Origin of the sequence: Pseudomonas sp. BC42, assembly GCF_021560055.1 — a bacterium.
Taxonomy (GTDB): domain Bacteria; phylum Pseudomonadota; class Gammaproteobacteria; order Pseudomonadales; family Pseudomonadaceae; genus Aquipseudomonas.
On sequence record NZ_CP091067.1, the window covers coordinates 4815567 to 4832936 of the forward strand.

Annotated in this window: 17 protein-coding genes and 1 tRNA gene; 8 read left to right on the forward strand and 10 right to left on the reverse strand. The window is 62.3% G+C overall.

Going from position 1 to position 17370, the window contains the following annotated elements:
* Positions 1-59: 59 nt before the first annotated feature.
* Positions 60-1403, forward strand: a complete 1344-nt coding sequence (gene pabB / locus L1O02_RS21550) for an aminodeoxychorismate synthase component I (protein WP_235758680.1) — start codon at positions 60-62, stop codon at positions 1401-1403.
* A 110-nt stretch (positions 1404-1513) separates the two neighbouring features.
* On the opposite strand, the gene thrH is transcribed toward pabB, so the two are convergent.
* On the reverse strand, positions 1514-2131 hold the full coding sequence (gene thrH, locus L1O02_RS21555) for a bifunctional phosphoserine phosphatase/homoserine phosphotransferase ThrH (RefSeq protein ID WP_235758681.1): 618 nt from the start codon (positions 2129-2131) through the stop codon (positions 1514-1516).
* A gap of 175 nt (positions 2132-2306) precedes the next feature.
* Between thrH and L1O02_RS21560 the strand changes: the two genes are divergently transcribed.
* From L1O02_RS21560 to L1O02_RS21570, 3 genes are all read left to right on the forward strand, one after another.
* Entirely contained in the window at positions 2307-3041 is a 735-nt protein-coding gene (locus tag L1O02_RS21560) for a phosphoadenylyl-sulfate reductase (RefSeq protein ID WP_016964342.1), read from the forward strand.
* A 515-nt stretch (positions 3042-3556) separates the two neighbouring features.
* The gene (locus L1O02_RS21565) at positions 3557-5104 is read left to right on the forward strand and encodes an NCS1 family nucleobase:cation symporter-1 (protein WP_060842920.1); all 1548 of its coding nucleotides are present in this window, start codon (positions 3557-3559) and stop codon (positions 5102-5104) included.
* 55 nt (positions 5105-5159) lie between these two features.
* On the forward strand, positions 5160-5888 hold the full coding sequence (locus L1O02_RS21570) for an aspartate/glutamate racemase family protein (protein WP_108544824.1): 729 nt from the start codon (positions 5160-5162) through the stop codon (positions 5886-5888).
* A gap of 37 nt (positions 5889-5925) precedes the next feature.
* On the opposite strand, the gene L1O02_RS21575 is transcribed toward L1O02_RS21570, so the two are convergent.
* Positions 5926-6849 carry a LysR family transcriptional regulator gene (locus tag L1O02_RS21575; protein WP_108544823.1) on the reverse strand — a complete coding sequence of 308 codons (924 nt, stop codon included), beginning with the start codon at positions 6847-6849 and terminating at the stop codon, positions 5926-5928.
* A 125-nt stretch (positions 6850-6974) separates the two neighbouring features.
* On the opposite strand from L1O02_RS21575, the gene L1O02_RS21580 reads away from it, so the two are divergent.
* Entirely contained in the window at positions 6975-7721 is a 747-nt protein-coding gene (locus L1O02_RS21580) for a 3-oxoacyl-ACP reductase family protein (protein WP_060838271.1), read from the forward strand.
* A gap of 124 nt (positions 7722-7845) precedes the next feature.
* Here L1O02_RS21580 and L1O02_RS21585 read toward each other — a convergent pair whose 3' ends face one another.
* The 6 genes from L1O02_RS21585 to L1O02_RS21610 form a co-directional block, all read right to left on the reverse strand.
* Positions 7846-8541: an HAD-IA family hydrolase gene (locus tag L1O02_RS21585; protein WP_235758683.1), complete on the reverse strand. Its 696-nt coding sequence runs from the start codon at positions 8539-8541 to the stop codon at positions 7846-7848.
* A gap of 153 nt (positions 8542-8694) precedes the next feature.
* On the reverse strand, positions 8695-8856 hold the full coding sequence (locus tag L1O02_RS21590; RefSeq protein ID WP_181321579.1) for a hypothetical protein: 162 nt from the start codon (positions 8854-8856) through the stop codon (positions 8695-8697).
* Positions 8857-8964: 108 nt separating this feature from the next.
* Positions 8965-9330, reverse strand: a complete 366-nt coding sequence (locus L1O02_RS21595) for a glycine zipper domain-containing protein (RefSeq protein WP_047302868.1) — start codon at positions 9328-9330, stop codon at positions 8965-8967.
* Between the two features lie 397 nt (positions 9331-9727).
* Complete coding sequence (locus tag L1O02_RS21600) at positions 9728-10168, reverse strand: hypothetical protein (RefSeq protein ID WP_060838270.1); 441 nt, start codon at positions 10166-10168, stop codon at positions 9728-9730.
* Between the two features lie 469 nt (positions 10169-10637).
* Positions 10638-10829 carry a hypothetical protein gene (locus L1O02_RS21605; RefSeq protein ID WP_016964335.1) on the reverse strand — a complete coding sequence of 64 codons (192 nt, stop codon included), beginning with the start codon at positions 10827-10829 and terminating at the stop codon, positions 10638-10640.
* Between the two features lie 347 nt (positions 10830-11176).
* Positions 11177-11266: transfer RNA gene (locus L1O02_RS21610), tRNA-Ser, on the reverse strand.
* 318 nt (positions 11267-11584) lie between these two features.
* On the opposite strand from L1O02_RS21610, the gene L1O02_RS21615 reads away from it, so the two are divergent.
* The 3 genes from L1O02_RS21615 to L1O02_RS21625 all read left to right on the forward strand — a co-directional run bounded on the left by L1O02_RS21615 (position 11585) and on the right by L1O02_RS21625 (position 14335).
* Complete coding sequence (locus L1O02_RS21615; RefSeq protein WP_060838269.1) at positions 11585-12274, forward strand: crotonase/enoyl-CoA hydratase family protein; 690 nt, start codon at positions 11585-11587, stop codon at positions 12272-12274.
* 213 nt (positions 12275-12487) lie between these two features.
* Complete coding sequence (locus tag L1O02_RS21620; RefSeq protein ID WP_108544822.1) at positions 12488-13210, forward strand: 1-acylglycerol-3-phosphate O-acyltransferase; 723 nt, start codon at positions 12488-12490, stop codon at positions 13208-13210.
* A gap of 153 nt (positions 13211-13363) precedes the next feature.
* Entirely contained in the window at positions 13364-14335 is a 972-nt protein-coding gene (locus L1O02_RS21625) for a magnesium and cobalt transport protein CorA (protein ID WP_060838267.1), read from the forward strand.
* 40 nt (positions 14336-14375) lie between these two features.
* On the opposite strand, the gene L1O02_RS21630 is transcribed toward L1O02_RS21625, so the two are convergent.
* Positions 14376-15098: an amidotransferase gene (locus tag L1O02_RS21630; protein WP_060838266.1), complete on the reverse strand. Its 723-nt coding sequence runs from the start codon at positions 15096-15098 to the stop codon at positions 14376-14378.
* Between the two features lie 105 nt (positions 15099-15203).
* Positions 15204-17348, reverse strand: a complete 2145-nt coding sequence (locus L1O02_RS21635; RefSeq protein WP_235758685.1) for a 3-hydroxyacyl-CoA dehydrogenase NAD-binding domain-containing protein — start codon at positions 17346-17348, stop codon at positions 15204-15206.
* Positions 17349-17370 lie beyond the last annotated feature (22 nt).

Genomic DNA, 17370 nt, shown 5'->3' on the forward strand with positions numbered 1-17370 from the left:
AGCAACTCCTGCACAGGCATACAATCGCCAACCGCGCTCCGATGGCTGATTTGCCCCGCATGTTGACCTGTTCCGTACACCCGCTCCCCTATCGCGCCAACCCCGCCGAGTATTTCGCGGCAATCGAACACGCTCCCGGCGCCTTGCTGCTGGACAGCGGCCGGCCCACTGCCGAGCGCGGTCGCTACGACCTGCTCAGCGCCTGGCCGCTGGCCGAGCTGACGGTGGCCGCCGACGAAAGTGGCGGCGACTTCCTCCAGCGCCTGCGGCACAATCTGCAGCAACTGGGTCCGGCCCAGGTCCCGGCGCCCTATGAACTGCCCTTCGCCGGCGGCCTGATCGGCTACCTCAGCTACGACTTCGGCCGCCATCTGGAACGCCTGCCGAGCCAGGCCCGGGATGACCTGCACCTGCCGGACGCACGCTTTGGCCTGTACGCCTGGGCGCTGATCAATGACCACCAGGCAGGCACCAGCCAGTTGCTGTTCCACCCCAGCCTGGAAGAGGCAGAGCGTCGGCGCCTGATCCAGCTGTTCAGCCAACCGCCCGCCACGGCGGCAGGCTCGTTCACACTCAGCCGGCCCATGCAGGCCGACCTGAGTGCCGAGGATTACCGTCAGGCATTCCAGCGCATCCAGCATTACATCCAGGCCGGCGACTGCTACCAGGTGAACTTCGCCCAACGCTTTCGCGGCCAGTACCAGGGCGAGCCGTGGGTCGCCTACTGCGCGTTGCGCGCGGCGTGCCCGACGCCCTTCTCGGGCTTTCAACGCCTGCCGGACGGCGGCGCGGTGCTCAGCCTGTCGCCGGAGCGCTTCGTCCATGTCAGCCAGGGCCGGGTGGAAACCCGGCCGATCAAGGGCACCCGCCCGCGCGGCCGGGATGCGGCCGAAGATGCGGCCAACGCCGCCGAGCTGCTGTCCAGCCCCAAGGACCGCGCGGAAAACCTGATGATCGTCGACCTGCTGCGCAACGACCTGGGGCGCACCTGCCGCACCGGCTCGGTGCGCGTGCCGGAGCTGTTCAGCCTGGAAAGCTACCCCAACGTGCACCACCTGGTGAGCAGCGTCACCGGCGAATTGGCACCCGGCAAGGACGCCCTGGACCTGATTGCCGGCAGCTTCCCCGGCGGCTCGATCACCGGCGCGCCGAAGATCCGCTCGATGCAGATCATCGACGAACTGGAGCCCACACGACGGGCCCTGTACTGCGGCTCGCTGCTGTACCTGGACGTGCGCGGAGAAATGGACAGCTCGATCGCCATCCGCAGCCTGCTGGCCAAGGACGGGCAGATCTGTTGCTGGGGTGGCGGCGGAATCGTCGCGGATTCGGACTGGCAGGCGGAGTACCAGGAATCCATCACCAAGGTGCGGGTGTTGCTGGAAACGCTGCAGGGGCTCTGAACCCCTGTAGCCGCTGCCGCAGGCTGCGATCGACTGCGAAGCAGGGCTCTTGAGGCCTTGAAGCCCCTGCGGGGCTTGTCGCAGCCTGCGGCAGCAGCTACAGGTGCGCTTTACAGACTCAGGGGGCGGTTGGAAGCCTTGATGAATTCCTGCTTCAACTCAGCAAAGCTGTGCACCGCGGGGAACTGCGGGAACTCGCGGATCACGTTGTCCGGGGCATGGAACAGGATGCCGGCATCGGCCTCGCCGAGCATGGTCGTGTCGTTGTAGGAATCCCCCGCGGCGATCACCCGGTAGTACAGGCTCTTGAAGGCCAGCACCGATTGACGCTTGGGGTCCTTCTGGCGCAGCCGGTAACCGGTGACCCGACCGCCGTCATCGGTGATCAGGCGGTGACACAGCAGGGTCGGGAAACCCAGCTGGCGCATCAGCGGCTGGGAAAACTCATAGAAGGTGTCGGAAAGGATCACCACCTGGAAGCGCTCACGCAGCCAGTTGACGAACTCCACCGCGCCCTCCAGGGGCTTGAGGGTGGCGATCACTTCCTGGATGTCCGACAGTTTCAGGCCGTGTTCGTCGAGAATCCGCAGGCGCTGCTTCATCAATACGTCGTAGTCGGGAATATCCCGGGTGGTTGCCTTGAGGGATTCAATCCCGGTTTTTTCGGCAAAGGCGATCCAGATTTCCGGGACCAGTACACCTTCCAGATCGAGACAGGCAATTTCCACAAGACACTCCCATTGGTTCTGATTATTGACGTTGAGCGAGCAAAAGGACTGCCGAACTCTAGCGACTCGCCTGCGCAGGCGCAACGCAGAGGAGCGCGCCAGGGCCGGGTGGATTTTGTTAAGATCGCCCCCCTATAGAGCGCACAGCGCCACCGACCTGTAGGAAACCGCCCTGATGAACCCATCGTTCGACGTCGCTGAACTCGCCGCGACCTATGCCAACAAATCCGCCCAGGACATTCTCAAGCTGGCCTTCGCCCAGTTTGGTGACGACCTGTGGATCTCCTTCAGCGGCGCCGAGGATGTGGTGCTGGTGGACATGGCCTGGAAGCTGAACAAGAACGTCAAGGTGTTCAGCCTCGACACCGGGCGCCTGCACCCGGAAACCTACCGCTTCATCGATCAGGTGCGCGAACACTACAAGATCGACATCGAACTGATCTCGCCGGACCACAGCAAGCTCGAACCCTTCGTCAAGGAAAAGGGCCTGTTCAGCTTCTACAAGGACGGCCACGGCGAATGCTGCGGCATCCGCAAGATCGAGCCACTGCGACGCAAACTGTCCACCGTCAGCGCCTGGGCCACTGGCCAGCGCCGCGACCAGAGCCCGGGCACCCGCAGCCAGGTGGCGGTGCTGGAGATCGACAGCGCCTTCTCCACCCCCGAACGCCCGCTGTACAAGTTCAACCCGCTGGCGCAGATGAGCAGCGAGGAGATCTGGGGTTACATCCGCATGCTCGAACTGCCGTACAACAGCCTGCATGAACGCGGCTTCATCAGCATCGGCTGCGAGCCCTGCACTCGCCCGGTACTGCCCAACCAGCACGAGCGCGAAGGCCGCTGGTGGTGGGAAGAAGCCACTCAGAAGGAATGCGGCCTGCACGCCGGCAACCTCATCAGCAAAGCCTGACCTCCCTTCTTCTGCCGGCGCCAGGCTCCTCACCCCGAGGACGCCTTGACTGACAAAGCGAACGCGCCCAGCCCACGCCAACAACAAAGATGTACACAGAAATGTCACCATCAGTGCCATTTTTGTGTGCACTTTCAGAACCCGCCGCCCCAAAAGGTTACAGGCCTATCTCCCACCGGATTTCGTGGCATGCACTGTCGCGCCCGAGAAAAAATAAATACCTGTTCAATCGGTCAATTTTTAATCCCGCTGTTTCATGCAGTTAGGCGCAACTCATAACAAAACGAAATCAGCAGCCGATTTCATAGCTGCAAAACTGGCACAGAAGTGGCTTTAGTCGACTTATGTTTTGTATACAAAACAAGCAAAACATACATACACTAACCGTCCGCACGCCTGACCCACGACTCAAGCTGCAGATGCCCCGAACCCAGTGATTCCTCCCCTGCGACGAAGATTGTCGAGCCTTGCGCTCAAGCACAGTCATCCAGGGCTGGAGTCAGGAGCATGCCGGAATGCGTACCAGCCCTTCCAACCACATCGCACTGGATCTGCCCTCCTCGCTGCATTCGCCCAACGCCCAGCACCCCGTCGCCGATCCCCACCCGCACCCTATTGTCCTCAGCCCGCGTCTGCACAACCGCGACCTGGCACCGACCAAGGTCGAGGGTCGGCGCTGGGGTGGCTACAGCATCTTTGCCCTGTGGACCAACGACGTGCACAACATCGCCAACTACTCCTTTGCCATCGGCCTCTACGCCCTGGGCCTGGGCGGCTGGCAGATCCTGCTGTCGCTGGGGATAGGCGCGGCGCTGGTGTACTGCTTCATGAACCTGTCCGGCTACATGGGGCAGAAGACCGGCGTGCCGTTCCCGGTGATCAGCCGCATCAGCTTCGGCATCCACGGCGCGCAGATACCGGCGCTGATCCGCGCGGTGATCGCGATCGCCTGGTTCGGCATCCAGACCTACCTGGCTTCGGTCGTGTTTCGCGTGTTGCTGACCGCGATCCATCCCGGTTTCGCCGATTACGACCACGACTCGATCCTCGGCCTGTCGAGCCTGGGCTGGGCCTGTTTCGTGGTGATCTGGCTGGTGCAGCTGGTGATCCTCGCCTACGGCATGGAGATGATCCGCCGCTACGAAGCCTTCGCCGGGCCGATCATTCTGCTGACCGTGGCCTGCCTCGCCGGGTGGATGTACACCCAGGCCGACGGGCAGATTGCCTGGTCGATCCGCGAGCCGTTGAGCGGTGGCGAAATGTGGCGGCAGATCTTCGCCGGCGGCGCGCTGTGGCTGGCGATCTACGGCACGCTGATCCTCAATTTCTGCGACTTCGCGCGCTCCTCGCCGTGCCGCAAGACCATCAAGGTCGGCAACTTCTGGGGCCTGCCGGTGAACATCCTGGTGTTTGCCACCATCACCGTGCTGCTGTGCGGCGCGCAGTTCCAGATCAACGGCCAGGTCATCGAAAGCCCGACCCAGATCATCGCCTCGATCCCCAATACGCTGTTTCTGGTGCTGGGCTGCCTGGCTTTCCTGATCGTCACCGTGGCGGTGAACATCATGGCCAACTTCGTCGCCCCGGCCTTCGTCCTCAGCAACCTGGCGCCCAAGTACCTGACCTTCCGCCGCGCCGGACTGATCAGTGCGGCGCTGGCGGTGCTGATCCTGCCGTGGAACCTGTACAACAGCCCGCTGGTGATCGTGTACTTCCTCTCCGGCCTGGGCGCCCTGCTCGGCCCGCTGTACGGGGTGATCATGGTGGACTACTGGATCCTGCGCAAAGCCCGGATCCACGTGCCGCAGCTGTACAGCGAAGACCCGCAAGGCGCGTACTTCTACAGCCGCGGGGTCAATCTGCGGGCGCTGGCGGCCTTCGTGCCCGCGGCGCTGATCGCCATCGTGCTGGCCCTGGTGCCGGGCTTTGCCAGCGTCTCGCCGTTTTCCTGGCTGATCGGTGCCGGTATCGCCGGCCTGCTGTACCTGATCATCGCCAAGCGCCAACCCGGGTACGCCGATGTCAGCGGCGAATCCATCGCCGTGGACAACGTCAGTCATTGAACCTGAACGGCCCGGTACGCCGGGCCTTGAACTGCCCAACCAGTAAGGAACCCCCATGCGCATTCTCGTGGTCAACGTCAACACCACCGACTCCATCACCCAGGCCATCGCCCGCCAGGCGCAAAGCGTGGCGGCGCCGGGAACGGAAATCGTCGGTTTGACCCCCTACTTCGGCGCCGAATCGGTGGAAGGCAACTTCGAAAGCTACCTGGCGGCCATCGCCGTGATGGATCGGGTGCTGGCCTACGACCAGCCCTATGACGCAGTGATCCAGGCCGGTTACGGCGAGCACGGCCGCGAGGGCCTGCAGGAGTTGCTGAATGTGCCGGTGGTGGACATCACCGACGCCGCTGCCAGCACCGCGATGTTCCTTGGCCATGCCTACTCGGTGGTGACCACCCTGGATCGCACCGTGCCGCTGATCGAGGACCGGCTCAAGCTGTCCGGCCTCTACGAGCGCTGCGCCTCGGTGCGGGCCAGCGGCCTGGCGGTGCTGGAGCTGGAGGAAGACCCGCTGCGGGCGGTGGAAGCCATCGTGCGCCAGGCCGAACTGGCGGTGACCCAGGACAAGGCCGAAGTGATCTGCCTGGGCTGTGGCGGCATGGCCGGGCTGGATGAGCAGATCCGCCAGCGCACCGGGGTGCCGGTGGTGGATGGGGTCACGGCGGCGGTGACCGTCGCCGAGTCCCTGGTGCGTCTGGGGTTATCCACCTCGAAGGTGCGGACCTACGCGACGCCGCGGCCGAAACGGGTGGTTGGCTGGCCGCTGCGTTTGGGGCGCTGAGTTAGCCAGCGCCCGGGGTTGCCAGCCAGGCTGGCGCTTACAGGGCGCTGAAGGTTTGCGCCAGGCCTTGCTCGGCGAATTGCTCGATGACGAAGTCGACGAACGCCCGGGTCTTGCCCGGGAGCATCTTGTGCTCGGCGTAGTAGATCGAGGTGTAGCCATCATCCACGTACCAATCCGGCAGCACCCGTTGCAGCGCGCCGGAACGCAGGTAGTTGACGGCAAACGGCATGCTCACCAGGGCCAACCCCAGGTCCTGGGCGGCCGCCACGCAGGCGGCTTCGGAATCGCTCATGGTCATGCTGGCCTTGAGCTCCAACGGGCGCACGCCACCGCCGCGCCCGCTGAGTTGCCAGGGACGGATGCGGCCGGTCTGCGGAGAACGGATCAGGATCCCCCGGCAATGCTGCAGGTCCTGCGGATCGTGGATCGGCGCGCGCCCTGCGAGGTAGGCCGGGCTGGCCACCAGCACCCGATGGGCCGGGGAAAGGCGCCGGGCGACCACCCCTTGCGGCAACTCGAAACCGCCACCGATGGCGGCATCGAAGCCCTGGCCGATCAGGTCCACCTGGCGATTGTCGAAATGCCAGTCCGGCTGGATATCCGGGTAACGCTGCAGGAAGCTGGCGAGCATCGGCACGATGTAAAAACAGCCAAATACCGTTCCCATGCTGACCTTGAGCGTGCCTGCCGGGCGCCCCTGGACGGTGGACAGGCTGCTCACGGCGCTCTGGATGGTCTGCAGGCTGTCGCTGACTTCCGCCAGGAACAAGCGCCCGGCCTCGGTCAGGGTCAAACGCCGGGTACTGCGCTGGAATAGACGTACACCCACCCGCGCCTCCAGCTTGGCTACGCTTTTTCCCACTGCGGCAGGGGTCAATCCCAGGCGTCGCGCCGCCTCGGCAAAGCTGCCGACTTCAGCGCTGCGGACAAAACATTCGATACTGCCGAAAGCTTCCATCACCGGTCATTCCATACTTTTGGTTTACACAGAGTATAGGAATTACCCGCTACACAGCGGCCAATCGACAGTCGATACTCGACGCCAAGCACAAGGCACCCGGCCTTGAACCTCTGGAGAAGCACATGAGCAAGCACAACCTCAGCGGCAAAGTGGCCTTGATCCAAGGCGGTTCCCGCGGTATCGGCGCCGCCATCGTCGAGCGCCTGGCCGCCGAAGGCGCCAGCGTCGCCTTTACCTATGTCAGCTCGGCGAGCAAGGCCCAGGCCCTGCAGGACAGCATCCTCGCCAAGGGCGGCAAGGCGTTGGCGATCCAGGCCGACAGCGCCGACGCCGAAGCCATTCGGGAAGCCGTGCAACGTACCGTCCAGGCCTTCGGCGGCCTCGACATCCTGGTCAACAATGCCGGGGTACTGGCAATGGCCCCGCTGGACGAGTTCAAGCTGGAAGACTTTGACCAGACCCTGGCCATCAACATCCGCAGCGTGTTCATCGCCACCCAGGAGGCTGCGCGGCACATGGGCGAAGGCGGACGCATCATCAATATCGGCAGCACCAACGCCGAGCGCATGCCCTTCGCCGGTGGCGGCCCCTACGCCATGAGCAAGGCCGCGCTGGTGGGCCTGACCAAAGGCCTGGCGCGGGACCTGGGACCACGGGGCATCACCATCAACAACGTCCAGCCCGGCCCGGTGGACACCGACATGAACCCGGCCGACGGCGCCTTTGCCGAAAGCCTGCTGGATCTCATGGCCGTGCGCCGCTACGGCCGTGCCGAAGAGATCGCCGGTTTCGTGGCCTACCTGGCCGGCCCAGAAGCGGCCTATATCACCGGTGCCAGCTTGAGCATCGACGGCGGCTTCAGCGCCTGAAAACCGCGAGCAGAAAAAAGCCGGGCCACCCATCTGAGGTGGCCCGGCTCCCGAGCTTGCGGCTTGCGGCTGGAAACAGCCTGGCAGTGCCTTATTCCAACAGGCGAACGCCGCTCTCGCCCGCTCAGTCCCAGATCAGATGGGGCAAACCGCAGGTCGCAGGTTCGAAGCCCTTGAGCGAACGCAGAATCCTATCGGCATGGGCAAACTTGGCATCGGCCATGGCCGGATCGGGGACCGCGATCACGCTCATGCCCGCGGCCCGGGCAGCGGTCACGCCGAACGGCGAATCCTCGAAGACCAGGCACTCCTGCGGCGCCACGCCCAGGCGTCGGGCGGCGGTGAGGAAGATGTCCGGCGCCGGCTTGGCCGCCGTCACTTCCGGATCATCGGCGGTGACGATGGTGTCGAACAGAGCGAACCAATCGCCATAGCGGGTGGTTTTCTCACCAAAGGACATCTGTGACGAACTGGTGCCCACCGCAATGGGGATCCGGTGATCCTTCAAGTGGCGCACCAGTTGCTGGGCGCCCGGCATGGCTTCGGCGCGGGGAAAGCGCTCGCGCATCAACGGCTCGCGCATGACCAGGAACTCCTCGGCGCTGATGGGCAGGTCCAGGGCCTGCACCACGTAGCGCGCCAGATCAGCGGCCCCGCGACCGATGATGTTCTGCTTGATGGTCCAGTCGTAGGTGCGGCCATAACGCTCGGCGATCAACTGGGTGATCTCGGTGTAGATGCCCTCGGTGTCGAGCAGCAGGCCATCCATGTCGAAAATCACCGCCTTGATCGGCCCCAAATCATTCAACTGTGCATTCATCGCATCGGATCCGTTAGCAAAAGTACATTCCAGGGAGCGGCTCGGATACGGCCCGTGTTCTTGGCAACGCGTCAATTAAAGGGTTTGGCAGCATAGCGGCGGGGCTGGGTCAGGAGCAACCAAGGGGCATGGCCAGGGTTGCGCGGGACGGCATCAGGCATCGTCCGAGGATTCGTCCTCCTGCGATTCAGGTGCCTCTTGCAACGGCACTTGCGCATCGTCCATCAAGGAGCCCGGATCTTCGTTGCCCGGGTCGTTGATCACCTGCGGTTCGACGGTGGGTGGCTGGGTAGTGCCTGGAGTCTCGCGGGGCATGATCGTCTCCTGGAATATCGGGGCTGACACTGTTGAGTATGGTGAAGCCAGAACCGACGCGCACAAAAAACCCGGCACAGGGCCGGGTTTCTTTGCAAACAACAACGATCAATGACGCTTCTTGTGGCCCATGCTGCTGCCCAGGGCTCCGCCCGCCGCGCCGCCGATACCGGCCCCCACGGTGGAACCGGTGCTGCCGCCCAGACGGTTGCCGATCAGCGACCCACCTGCCGAACCCAGGCCGCCGCCAATCGCCGCTTTGGCCCGGCTGCCCTTGCGCGCACCCGCTGCACTGCCGGCCGCCCCGGCCACACCCGCACCAATGGCTGCCCCGGTGCTGCCACCGAGCTGCTGGCCAACCACGTTGCCCAGCGCACCGCCGAGGCCGCCACCGATGGCTGCGGTGCCATCACCGGCCATGGCGCCTTGAGCCAGCAGAAGTCCCACAACCAGGGCAGGTAAAGTTGAACGCATGACTTGAACCTCAAAAAAAGACTGTGGATCCGACTTGTAAGACCAGCGCCGCGCCGCCCGAGATGCGGCGTCACGGCAACACCGGGTTGCTCTCCGGTGGCTTGGACAGCTGATTTTAAAAGAGTTTTATCACCGCGCAAAAAAAAGCCCGCTGGGGAACGGGCTAGGGGTATTGCGTTTAACGGATGGTTTGAGCGTACTCAGGCAGATGTGAAGATTCTGTGAAAAGACCCTACCGCTGGGAGCAACAGCGGCAGATCCTTCAACTCACAGATCCCAAGGCAACTTCAGCTCACCTGACTGAAGATGTTCAGGCCAGATCGGCAGCCCGCAGCCCCTTGGAAGACTGCCGCCGCACGATCCGGCCTCCACCCAGGACGCTCATGCGCAGCACGAATCAACGAATGCTGCGGATGTTGCCTTTATTGCCTTTGACCGTGACCGAGACTTTCTTGAAGACAAAGTAGTTTTCTTCGTTCACTTCATAACGCGGGGCAACGATCAGGTCGGCGCCCGACGACTTGACGGCCTTGTAGGCTGCAGCGGACTTGACCGAGCTGACCGGGTCCAGGCCCAGGCCACCCAATGCACCGCCACCATCACCGCCGTAAGCCACACCGTCAGCGAACTGGCTATCGCCGCCAAACTGCAGGAAGCCAAACAGGATGTTCACCGACGATTGACCCGAGATCGCCTCGCCCACTGCCACGTCCGCCTTCAGGTCAGCCTTGACCTGACTGTCGATAGGCGCCGATGGCTGGCTGATGTTGTAGCTGGTGCAACCGGTGGCAGCGGCTACAAGCGTGGACAGGGCGAGGAGTTTGAAAATAGCTTTCACGTTTATTTCCTTATCGCTTTTCATATAGAGGCATCATCGCTGGATGCACAGCCCCGCTTTAATCGGGATAAGGAACATATCGTCAGTTATAGCCAATTGAGATAAGAAGATTCCCAAATCACAACAGAACCTTCTTTACTGATCTCTTCGCACTGGCGATAAACAATTAATACGGCTACTCAAAATCAATCAAAAATTTAATACACAAACTGGCTCACCCCTGCCGCATGCTCCTGACCCGCAACACCACTGAACCCCACCTACCAATGGCACTTGCCCACGGCACCACAGCCCCCTGAAAACACCGCCTGACTCCGGGAAATAGCTTATCCGCCCTGTCCTAGGCAACCTCGCGCCCTGAACACACTTGCGCCCCCACCATTGAAACACCGGGCCTTCCTACATCTGTCATCGATAACCTGCGGACAATAAAAAACCCCGCATCTGGCGGGGCTCTTATAACTGAACTTTACTTTCTCTTCGGCAATGCCTTGGGGAAAAACATCGTATTACTGGCTACCGGCAGCGGTGCAGTTTTTTTCCTGTTACTCACGCTGACCCGGGATTGATCTTCCACTTCAAATGCGGCCTGACCGCAACGCACCAAGTTGTTGATTGGGAACTCATCCCCGTTGTCTTCGATATAGGCAAGACTCCTCATCTCCCAGCTCCCTCCAACAACCGATCAGTACCGGCAAGCTCCTGATTGCCTGGAAAATACTGATCGCCACGGCAAATCAGACTAGACAGTCATTTACCGACCTGCCGTTCAAAATCGCCAGACACCGACGAGCGGCCAAGGCACCAGGAGGAAAGCTGATCCAGGACAATCTTTCGCGCACAACCGGAGCGGCGGCAGAACCTGTCGACAAGACTCACAACAATCATCAACGGCCACAGGGCCTGATCAAGCCTGCACGCACCAGCCACAAACGGCACCGCGCAGGGCCAGAATGCAAAAAACCCCTGGCTTCTCGCGGAAACCAGGGGTTTTCTGTACATCGAATGTGGCGGTGAAGGAGAGATTCGAACTCTCGATACAGTTTCCTGTATACACACTTTCCAGGCGTGCTCCTTAAGCCACTCGGACACTTCACCGTATCTCGTCAAACCGATTCAGTCTGTCGAGGCGCGCTAATGTAGTCGATAGCTTTTCAGATGGCAAACTTTTTTTTCAGAATTTTCATGCGCTTAAGATCGATCCGTCGTTGCAGGGGGCTGGGAGCCAGCGGCAACAAGGCAAACCGGCCATTCTTCAGCCTTGTCTCTAGCTATATAGAAGAAAGCAGGCATGGCCGGCGGCGGCGTGCAGGCCGATGCCCGGCCTTGCACCTGACTCATCAGTCAGTCACGGCGCTTTACCAGATCGGTCGTGGTGGGTAACTTCTGCTGCACTTCAATACAAGGAATTGCGTCATGAGTGAGTTGATTTCTTACCACCTCGAAGACGGTATCGCGACCCTGACCTTGAGCAATGGCAAGGTCAATGCCATCTCCCCGGACGTGATTGCCGCTTTCAACGCCGCGCTGGATCAGGCCACCGCCGATCGCGCCGTGGTGATCATCACCGGTCAGCCGGGCATTCTCTCCGGCGGTTACGACCTCAAGGTCATGACAGCCGGTCCCAAAGAAGCCGTGGCGCTGGTAACCCAAGGCTCGACCCTGGCCCGCCGCCTGCTGTCCCACCCGTTCCCGGTGATCGTCGCTTGCCCGGGTCACGCGGTGGCCAAGGGTGCCTTCCTGCTGTTGTCGGCGGATTACCGTATCGGCGTCGACGGTCCCTTCAGCATCGGCCTGAATGAAGTGCAGATCGGCATGACCATGCACCATGCCGGCATCGAGCTGGCCCGCGATCGCCTGCGGCGTTCAGCCTTCCATCGTTCGGTAATCAATGGCGAGATGTTCGACCCGCAAGGCGCGGTGGATGCCGGCTTCCTCGACAAGGTGGTGAGCGCCGAGGAACTGCAAGGCACGGCCCTGGCCGCCGCACGCCAGCTGAAGAAGATCAATATGCTGGCCCACAAGAACACCAAGCTGAAGGTGCGTAAGGCCCTGCTGGACACCCTCGACAACGCCATCATCCTCGACCAGGAACACATGGGCTGAATCGCCCGTGCTGAATGAATCGGCCCGACCTGTGTGTCGGGCTTTTTCTTGCCTGGCCGAAATGAACAGGCAAAGGCCTCTAGACCGCGGCTGGCACCAGCCTGCGGAAACATGTACTTAAACATCGCCCATCTCCCGGCTGAGAGCGGCAATTGCCGAAAACAGTGCACATCCGTACACTGCGCCACCTTTTGTCCCCGGTGGGCCGTTTAGATGCTGTATCTGTTTCGTATGTCGTTGATGGGCCTGCACTTTATCCTTGCCGGAAGCCTGGGCCTGCTGCTTGGACTGTGCCGCCCCTTCAACCCGGACAACAGTCGCCTGTGCGCCCGCCTCTACGCCTGGCCGGCCATGTGCATCCTGCGCCTGCGGGTCAAGGCCGAAGTCGGGCCGCTGATGGACAAGCCTGAGAGCTGCGTGATCATCGCCAACCACCAGTCCAATTACGATTTGTTCGTGTTCGGCAACGTGGTGCCGCGACGCACGGTGTGCATCGGCAAGAAGAGCCTGAAATGGGTGCCGCTGTTCGGGCAACTGTTCTGGTTGGCGGGCAATGTCCTGATCGATCGCGGCAACCCGCACAAGGCGCGGCGCTCCATGCTCACCACCACCCATACGCTGCAACACAAGGACACCTCGATCTGGGTCTTCCCCGAAGGCACCCGCAACCTCGGCGCGGACCTGCTGCCGTTCAAGAAGGGCGCGTTCCAGATGGCCATCGCCGCCGGCGTGCCGATCGTGCCGGTGTGCGTCAGCAGCTACATCAAGCACATGCGCCTGAACCGCTGGAACAGCGGCAAGATCCTGATCCGCTCGCTGCCGGCAATTCCCACCGCCGGGCTGACCATGGACGACATGCCGCGGCTGATCGCTCAGTGTCGTGAGCAGATGCGCGAATGCATCGCCCACATGGATCGCCAGCTGCAAGCCGCCTGAACCGCGAGCCCTCCCTCGATGCCAGCAAGCCCGCCCCGTGCGGGCTTTAATTTGTCTGCGAACTCCAGCTCCGGCAGTGACTCTGATGCTGCATTGCAGGCTAAGCTGCTGATTTGTAACCGCCCCATTGATAAGAAGAAGTGAAGCAGAGCCATGGGTAGAGTTGTTGCTGCCGCCGTGTACAGCGGCGGAAAGAAAGTCACCGATATCAGCCTGGACGAAGGGGCTGCCTGGGCCGCGAAACCCGGCCACTTCGTGTGGATCGGCCTGGAGGAACCCAATGCCCACGAACTGGCCAATCTGCAACGCCAGTTCAACCTGCATGAACTGGCCATCGAAGACGCTCTGGAGAAGCACAGCCGCCCCAAGCTGGAAACCTTTGGCGACGCCTTGTTCATCGTCACGTATTCGCCGGTGCGCACCGAGGGCAAGCTGGAGTTCATCGAAACCCACATCTTTGCCGGCAACGGCTACATCATCACCGCCCGCAACGGCCACTCGGCCTCCTATGGCTATGTACGCCAGCGTTGCGAGGCGCGCCCCCTGCTGCTGGAGCACGGCGAAGACTTCGTCCTTTATGCGCTGCTGGATTTCGTCACCGAGAACTACCAGCCGGTCAGTGAGGCCATCCACGGCGAGATCGACGAACTGGAACGCAACGTCCTGTGCAACTCGCTGAACGAACGGGATATCCAGAACCTCCACGGCCTGCGCCGCGACGTGCTGCGCCTGCGCCGCTATGTCGCGCCGATGGTGGAGATCAGCGAGGAGCTGCAGAAACTCAGCTTTCCGTTCATCGACAAGAACATGCGGCCGTATTTCCGTGACGTGCAGATTCACGTCACCCGGCAGATGGAGGACTTGTCGACCCTACGCGACATTGCCAGCCAGACCATCGAGATTGGTGTGCTGCTGGAGGCTTCACGGCAAAGCATCGTGCAGCGCAAGTTCGCTGCCTGGGCGGCGATCCTGGCGTTTCCCACCGCGGTGGCGGGGATCTACGGGATGAACTTCCAGAACATGCCGGAACTGAGCTGGCACTACGGCTACTTTGGTGTTTTGGGTTTTATCAGTGTCGGCTGTATCAGCCTGTGGGCCAGCTTCAAGCGTTCCGGCTGGCTCTAGGGGACTGGGCCCCGGGCGCGGACGCCAGGGCCCTGCCAGGTCATGCGGCTTCGGGTTTGTGGGCGACGAAACGCATCATCCATTCCGCAACGGTGGTGCCGTGGTGCTCGTGCTCCAGACTGGCCAGGCCCTTCTGGTAGATCTTCTCGCCGAGAAACTCCTGGCGCAGGTCCAGCAGCGCCCGGGAGTAGTCGTGGATGAACTCGGGGTGCCCCTGGAAACACAGCACCTGGTCATTGATGTGATAGGCGGCATAGGGGCAGAAATCGCTGGAGGCGATCACTGTGGCGTTTTCCGGTAGCGCGGTGACCTGGTCCTGGTGACTGATCAGCAGTGTCAGCTCCTCCACCACCGGACTCATCCACGGCGCCTTGGCGGAAAGCTTGTAGCTATGGGTGCCAACGCCCCAGCCCTGAGTCGCCCGCTCGCTCTTGCCCCCCAGCAACAACGCCAGCAACTGATGGCCAAAGCAGATGCCCAGCAGCTTGTCACCGCGCTCGTAGCGGCCCAGCAGGTAGGTCTTGAGGGTTTGAATCCAGGGGTCGGTGCCGAAGGAGTCGGCCTTGCTGCCGGTCACCAGATAAGCGTCGAACTCCAGCTCGTCGCTGGGGTATTCGCCCTGGACCACGTTGTAGACGCTGAACTGGGCGGCAATGGGTTGCTGGGAAAACAGGCGCTGGAACATCTGCCCGTAACCCTGATATTGATCGACCAGTTCGGGACGCAGGATATCGGTTTCAAGAATGCAGATGCGTAGCGACATAAAAAATTCCTGACAAGGTGATGGCAATAATGAACAGCCCAGAGCCTGCCTTGAAATACCACGGCAAGGCAAGCCCCGGGGCCACTCATCGAGCGCCCGTCAACCTCAGAACAACTGCCCCTGGCGAGCCTTCTTCAGGAGCAGGGTCGGCGGGGCGAATCGTTCACCGTATTGCTGCGCCAGGTACTGCGCACGAGCGACGAAATCCTTCACCCCGTACTGGTTGATGAACTGCAGGGCGCCGCCGCTCCAGGCAGCGAAACCGATGCCGAAGATCGAGCCGATATTGGCGTCCGCCGTGGACTGCAGCACCCCCTCCTCCAGGCAACGCACGGTTTCGATGGCCTGGATGAACAGCAGGCGGTCGCGCACGTCCTGGGGCGAGATCTGTCCATCGGCGCGATAGAAGCGCGTGTGCAACTCGGGCCACAAGTGCTTCTGGCCACCGGCCGGGTAATCGTAGAAACCGCCGCCGGCGGCCTTGCCCGCACGCTTGTAGTCGTGGAGCAACTGGTCGATCACGGCAAACGCCGGATGCTTGATAGGCGGCTTGCCTTCAGCCTGCAGGTCCTTGGTGGTCTGCTGACGGATATGGCTCATCAGGCTCAGGGACACTTCATCGGAAATCGCCAGCGGCCCGACCGGCATCCCGGCCTTGCGCGCCTCGGTTTCGATCATCGGCGCCGAAATGCCTTCGCCGAGCATGGCAATCCCTTCATTGGTGAAGGTGCCGAACACCCGGGAGGTGAAGAATCCGCGGCTGTCGTTGACCACGATCGGGGTCTTGTTGATCTGCAGCACGAAGTCGAACCCACGGGCCAGGGTCGCCTCGCTGGTCTGTGCACCCTTGATGATCTCCACCAAGGGCATCTTTTCCACCGGGCTGAAGAAATGCAGGCCGATGAACTTGTCCGGATTCGGCACCGCCGTGGCCAGTCCAGTGATGGGCAGGGTCGAAGTGTTGGAGGCAATCACCGCTTCTGCGCCGACCACCTGCTGCGCAGCCCGGGACACCCTGGCCTTGAGCTCACGGTCCTCGAACACCGCCTCGATGATCAGGTCGCAACCGGCCAGGTCGGCGTCCTCGGCGGTGGTACGGATTCGCGCCAGGGTCGCGTCACGCTGCTCGCGGCTCAGTTGCCCACGCGCCAGCTTTTTCTCCAGCAGCGCCGCCGAGTGGGCCTTGCCCTTCTCTGCCGCCTCGACGCTGATGTCCTTGAGCACCACCTCGATGCCCGCCACCGCGCTGACGTAGGCAATCCCCGCCCCCATCATCCCGGCCCCCAGCACCCCGAGCTTTTTCGTGGTCTGCGGCGCGATACCTTGAGGGCGCGAGCCACCGGCATTGATTTCATTGAGCTGGAACCAGAAGGTGCCAATCATGTTCTTCGCCACCTGGCCGGTGGCCAGCTCGGTGAAGTAGCGAGTCTCGATCAGGTGCGCGGTGGCGAAATCCACCTGGGCGCCTTCGACGGCGGCGCACAGGATCTTCTCCGGCGCGGGAAAGCAGCCCTGGGTCTTGGCTCGCAGAATCGACGGGGCAATGGCCAGCATCTGCGCCACTTTCGGGTTGGCCGGCGTGCCGCCGGGGATCTGATAACCGCGCACGTCCCAGGGCTGCTGGGGCGCCGGGTTGGCGAGGATCCAGGCCCGAGCCTTGGCCAGCAGCTCATCGCGATCCGTCGCCAGGGCATCGATCAGGCCAGCTTGCAGCGCCTGCTGCGGGCGCACTTTCTTGCCTTCCAGCAGATACGGCAGCGCCTTTTCCAGGCCCAGCATGCGCACCATGCGCACCACCCCGCCGCCACCGGGCAACAGGCCCAGGGTGACTTCCGGCAGGCCGATCTGTACCGATTTATCGTCCAGGGCCACCCGGTGATGGCAGGCCAGGCAGATTTCCCAGCCGCCGCCCAGGGCAGCACCATTGATTGCAGCGACCACCGGCTTGCCCAGGGTTTCCAGAGCGCGCAACTGGCCCTTGAGGGCCAGCACCCGGTCATGAAAAGCCTTGGCTTGCGGCCTGTCGACCTTGATCAGCTCATTGAGGTCGCCGCCGGCAAAGAAGGTCTTTTTCGCCGAGGTGATGATCACCCCGGCAATCGATTGCTGCTCGGCCTGCAGGCGCGCCACGACGCCGGCCATGGCGTCGCGGTACACCGCGTTCATGGTGTTGGCGCTCTGGCCCGGCATATCGATGGTCAGGACGACGATCTGGTCCTGGCCCTTTTCGTAACGGATGGCATCGGTCATGAAGTTGATTCCTTGAAGTCGG

Coding starts and splice junctions, on each gene's coding strand:
- pabB (WP_235758680.1), top strand. CDS start 60: ATGTTGACCTGTTCCGTACACCCGCTCCCCTATCGCGCCAACCCCGCC.
- L1O02_RS21560 (WP_016964342.1), top strand. CDS start 2,307: ATGAACCCATCGTTCGACGTCGCTGAACTCGCCGCGACCTATGCCAAC.
- L1O02_RS21565 (WP_060842920.1), top strand. CDS start 3,557: ATGCGTACCAGCCCTTCCAACCACATCGCACTGGATCTGCCCTCCTCG.
- L1O02_RS21570 (WP_108544824.1), top strand. CDS start 5,160: ATGCGCATTCTCGTGGTCAACGTCAACACCACCGACTCCATCACCCAG.
- L1O02_RS21575 (WP_108544823.1), bottom strand. CDS start 6,849: ATGGAAGCTTTCGGCAGTATCGAATGTTTTGTCCGCAGCGCTGAAGTC.
- L1O02_RS21580 (WP_060838271.1), top strand. CDS start 6,975: ATGAGCAAGCACAACCTCAGCGGCAAAGTGGCCTTGATCCAAGGCGGT.
- L1O02_RS21585 (WP_235758683.1), bottom strand. CDS start 8,541: ATGAATGCACAGTTGAATGATTTGGGGCCGATCAAGGCGGTGATTTTC.
- L1O02_RS21590 (WP_181321579.1), bottom strand. CDS start 8,856: ATGCCCCGCGAGACTCCAGGCACTACCCAGCCACCCACCGTCGAACCG.
- L1O02_RS21595 (WP_047302868.1), bottom strand. CDS start 9,330: ATGCGTTCAACTTTACCTGCCCTGGTTGTGGGACTTCTGCTGGCTCAA.
- L1O02_RS21605 (WP_016964335.1), bottom strand. CDS start 10,829: ATGAGGAGTCTTGCCTATATCGAAGACAACGGGGATGAGTTCCCAATC.
- L1O02_RS21615 (WP_060838269.1), top strand. CDS start 11,585: ATGAGTGAGTTGATTTCTTACCACCTCGAAGACGGTATCGCGACCCTG.
- L1O02_RS21620 (WP_108544822.1), top strand. CDS start 12,488: ATGCTGTATCTGTTTCGTATGTCGTTGATGGGCCTGCACTTTATCCTT.
- L1O02_RS21625 (WP_060838267.1), top strand. CDS start 13,364: ATGGGTAGAGTTGTTGCTGCCGCCGTGTACAGCGGCGGAAAGAAAGTC.
- L1O02_RS21630 (WP_060838266.1), bottom strand. CDS start 15,098: ATGTCGCTACGCATCTGCATTCTTGAAACCGATATCCTGCGTCCCGAA.
- L1O02_RS21635 (WP_235758685.1), bottom strand. CDS start 17,348: ATGACCGATGCCATCCGTTACGAAAAGGGCCAGGACCAGATCGTCGTC.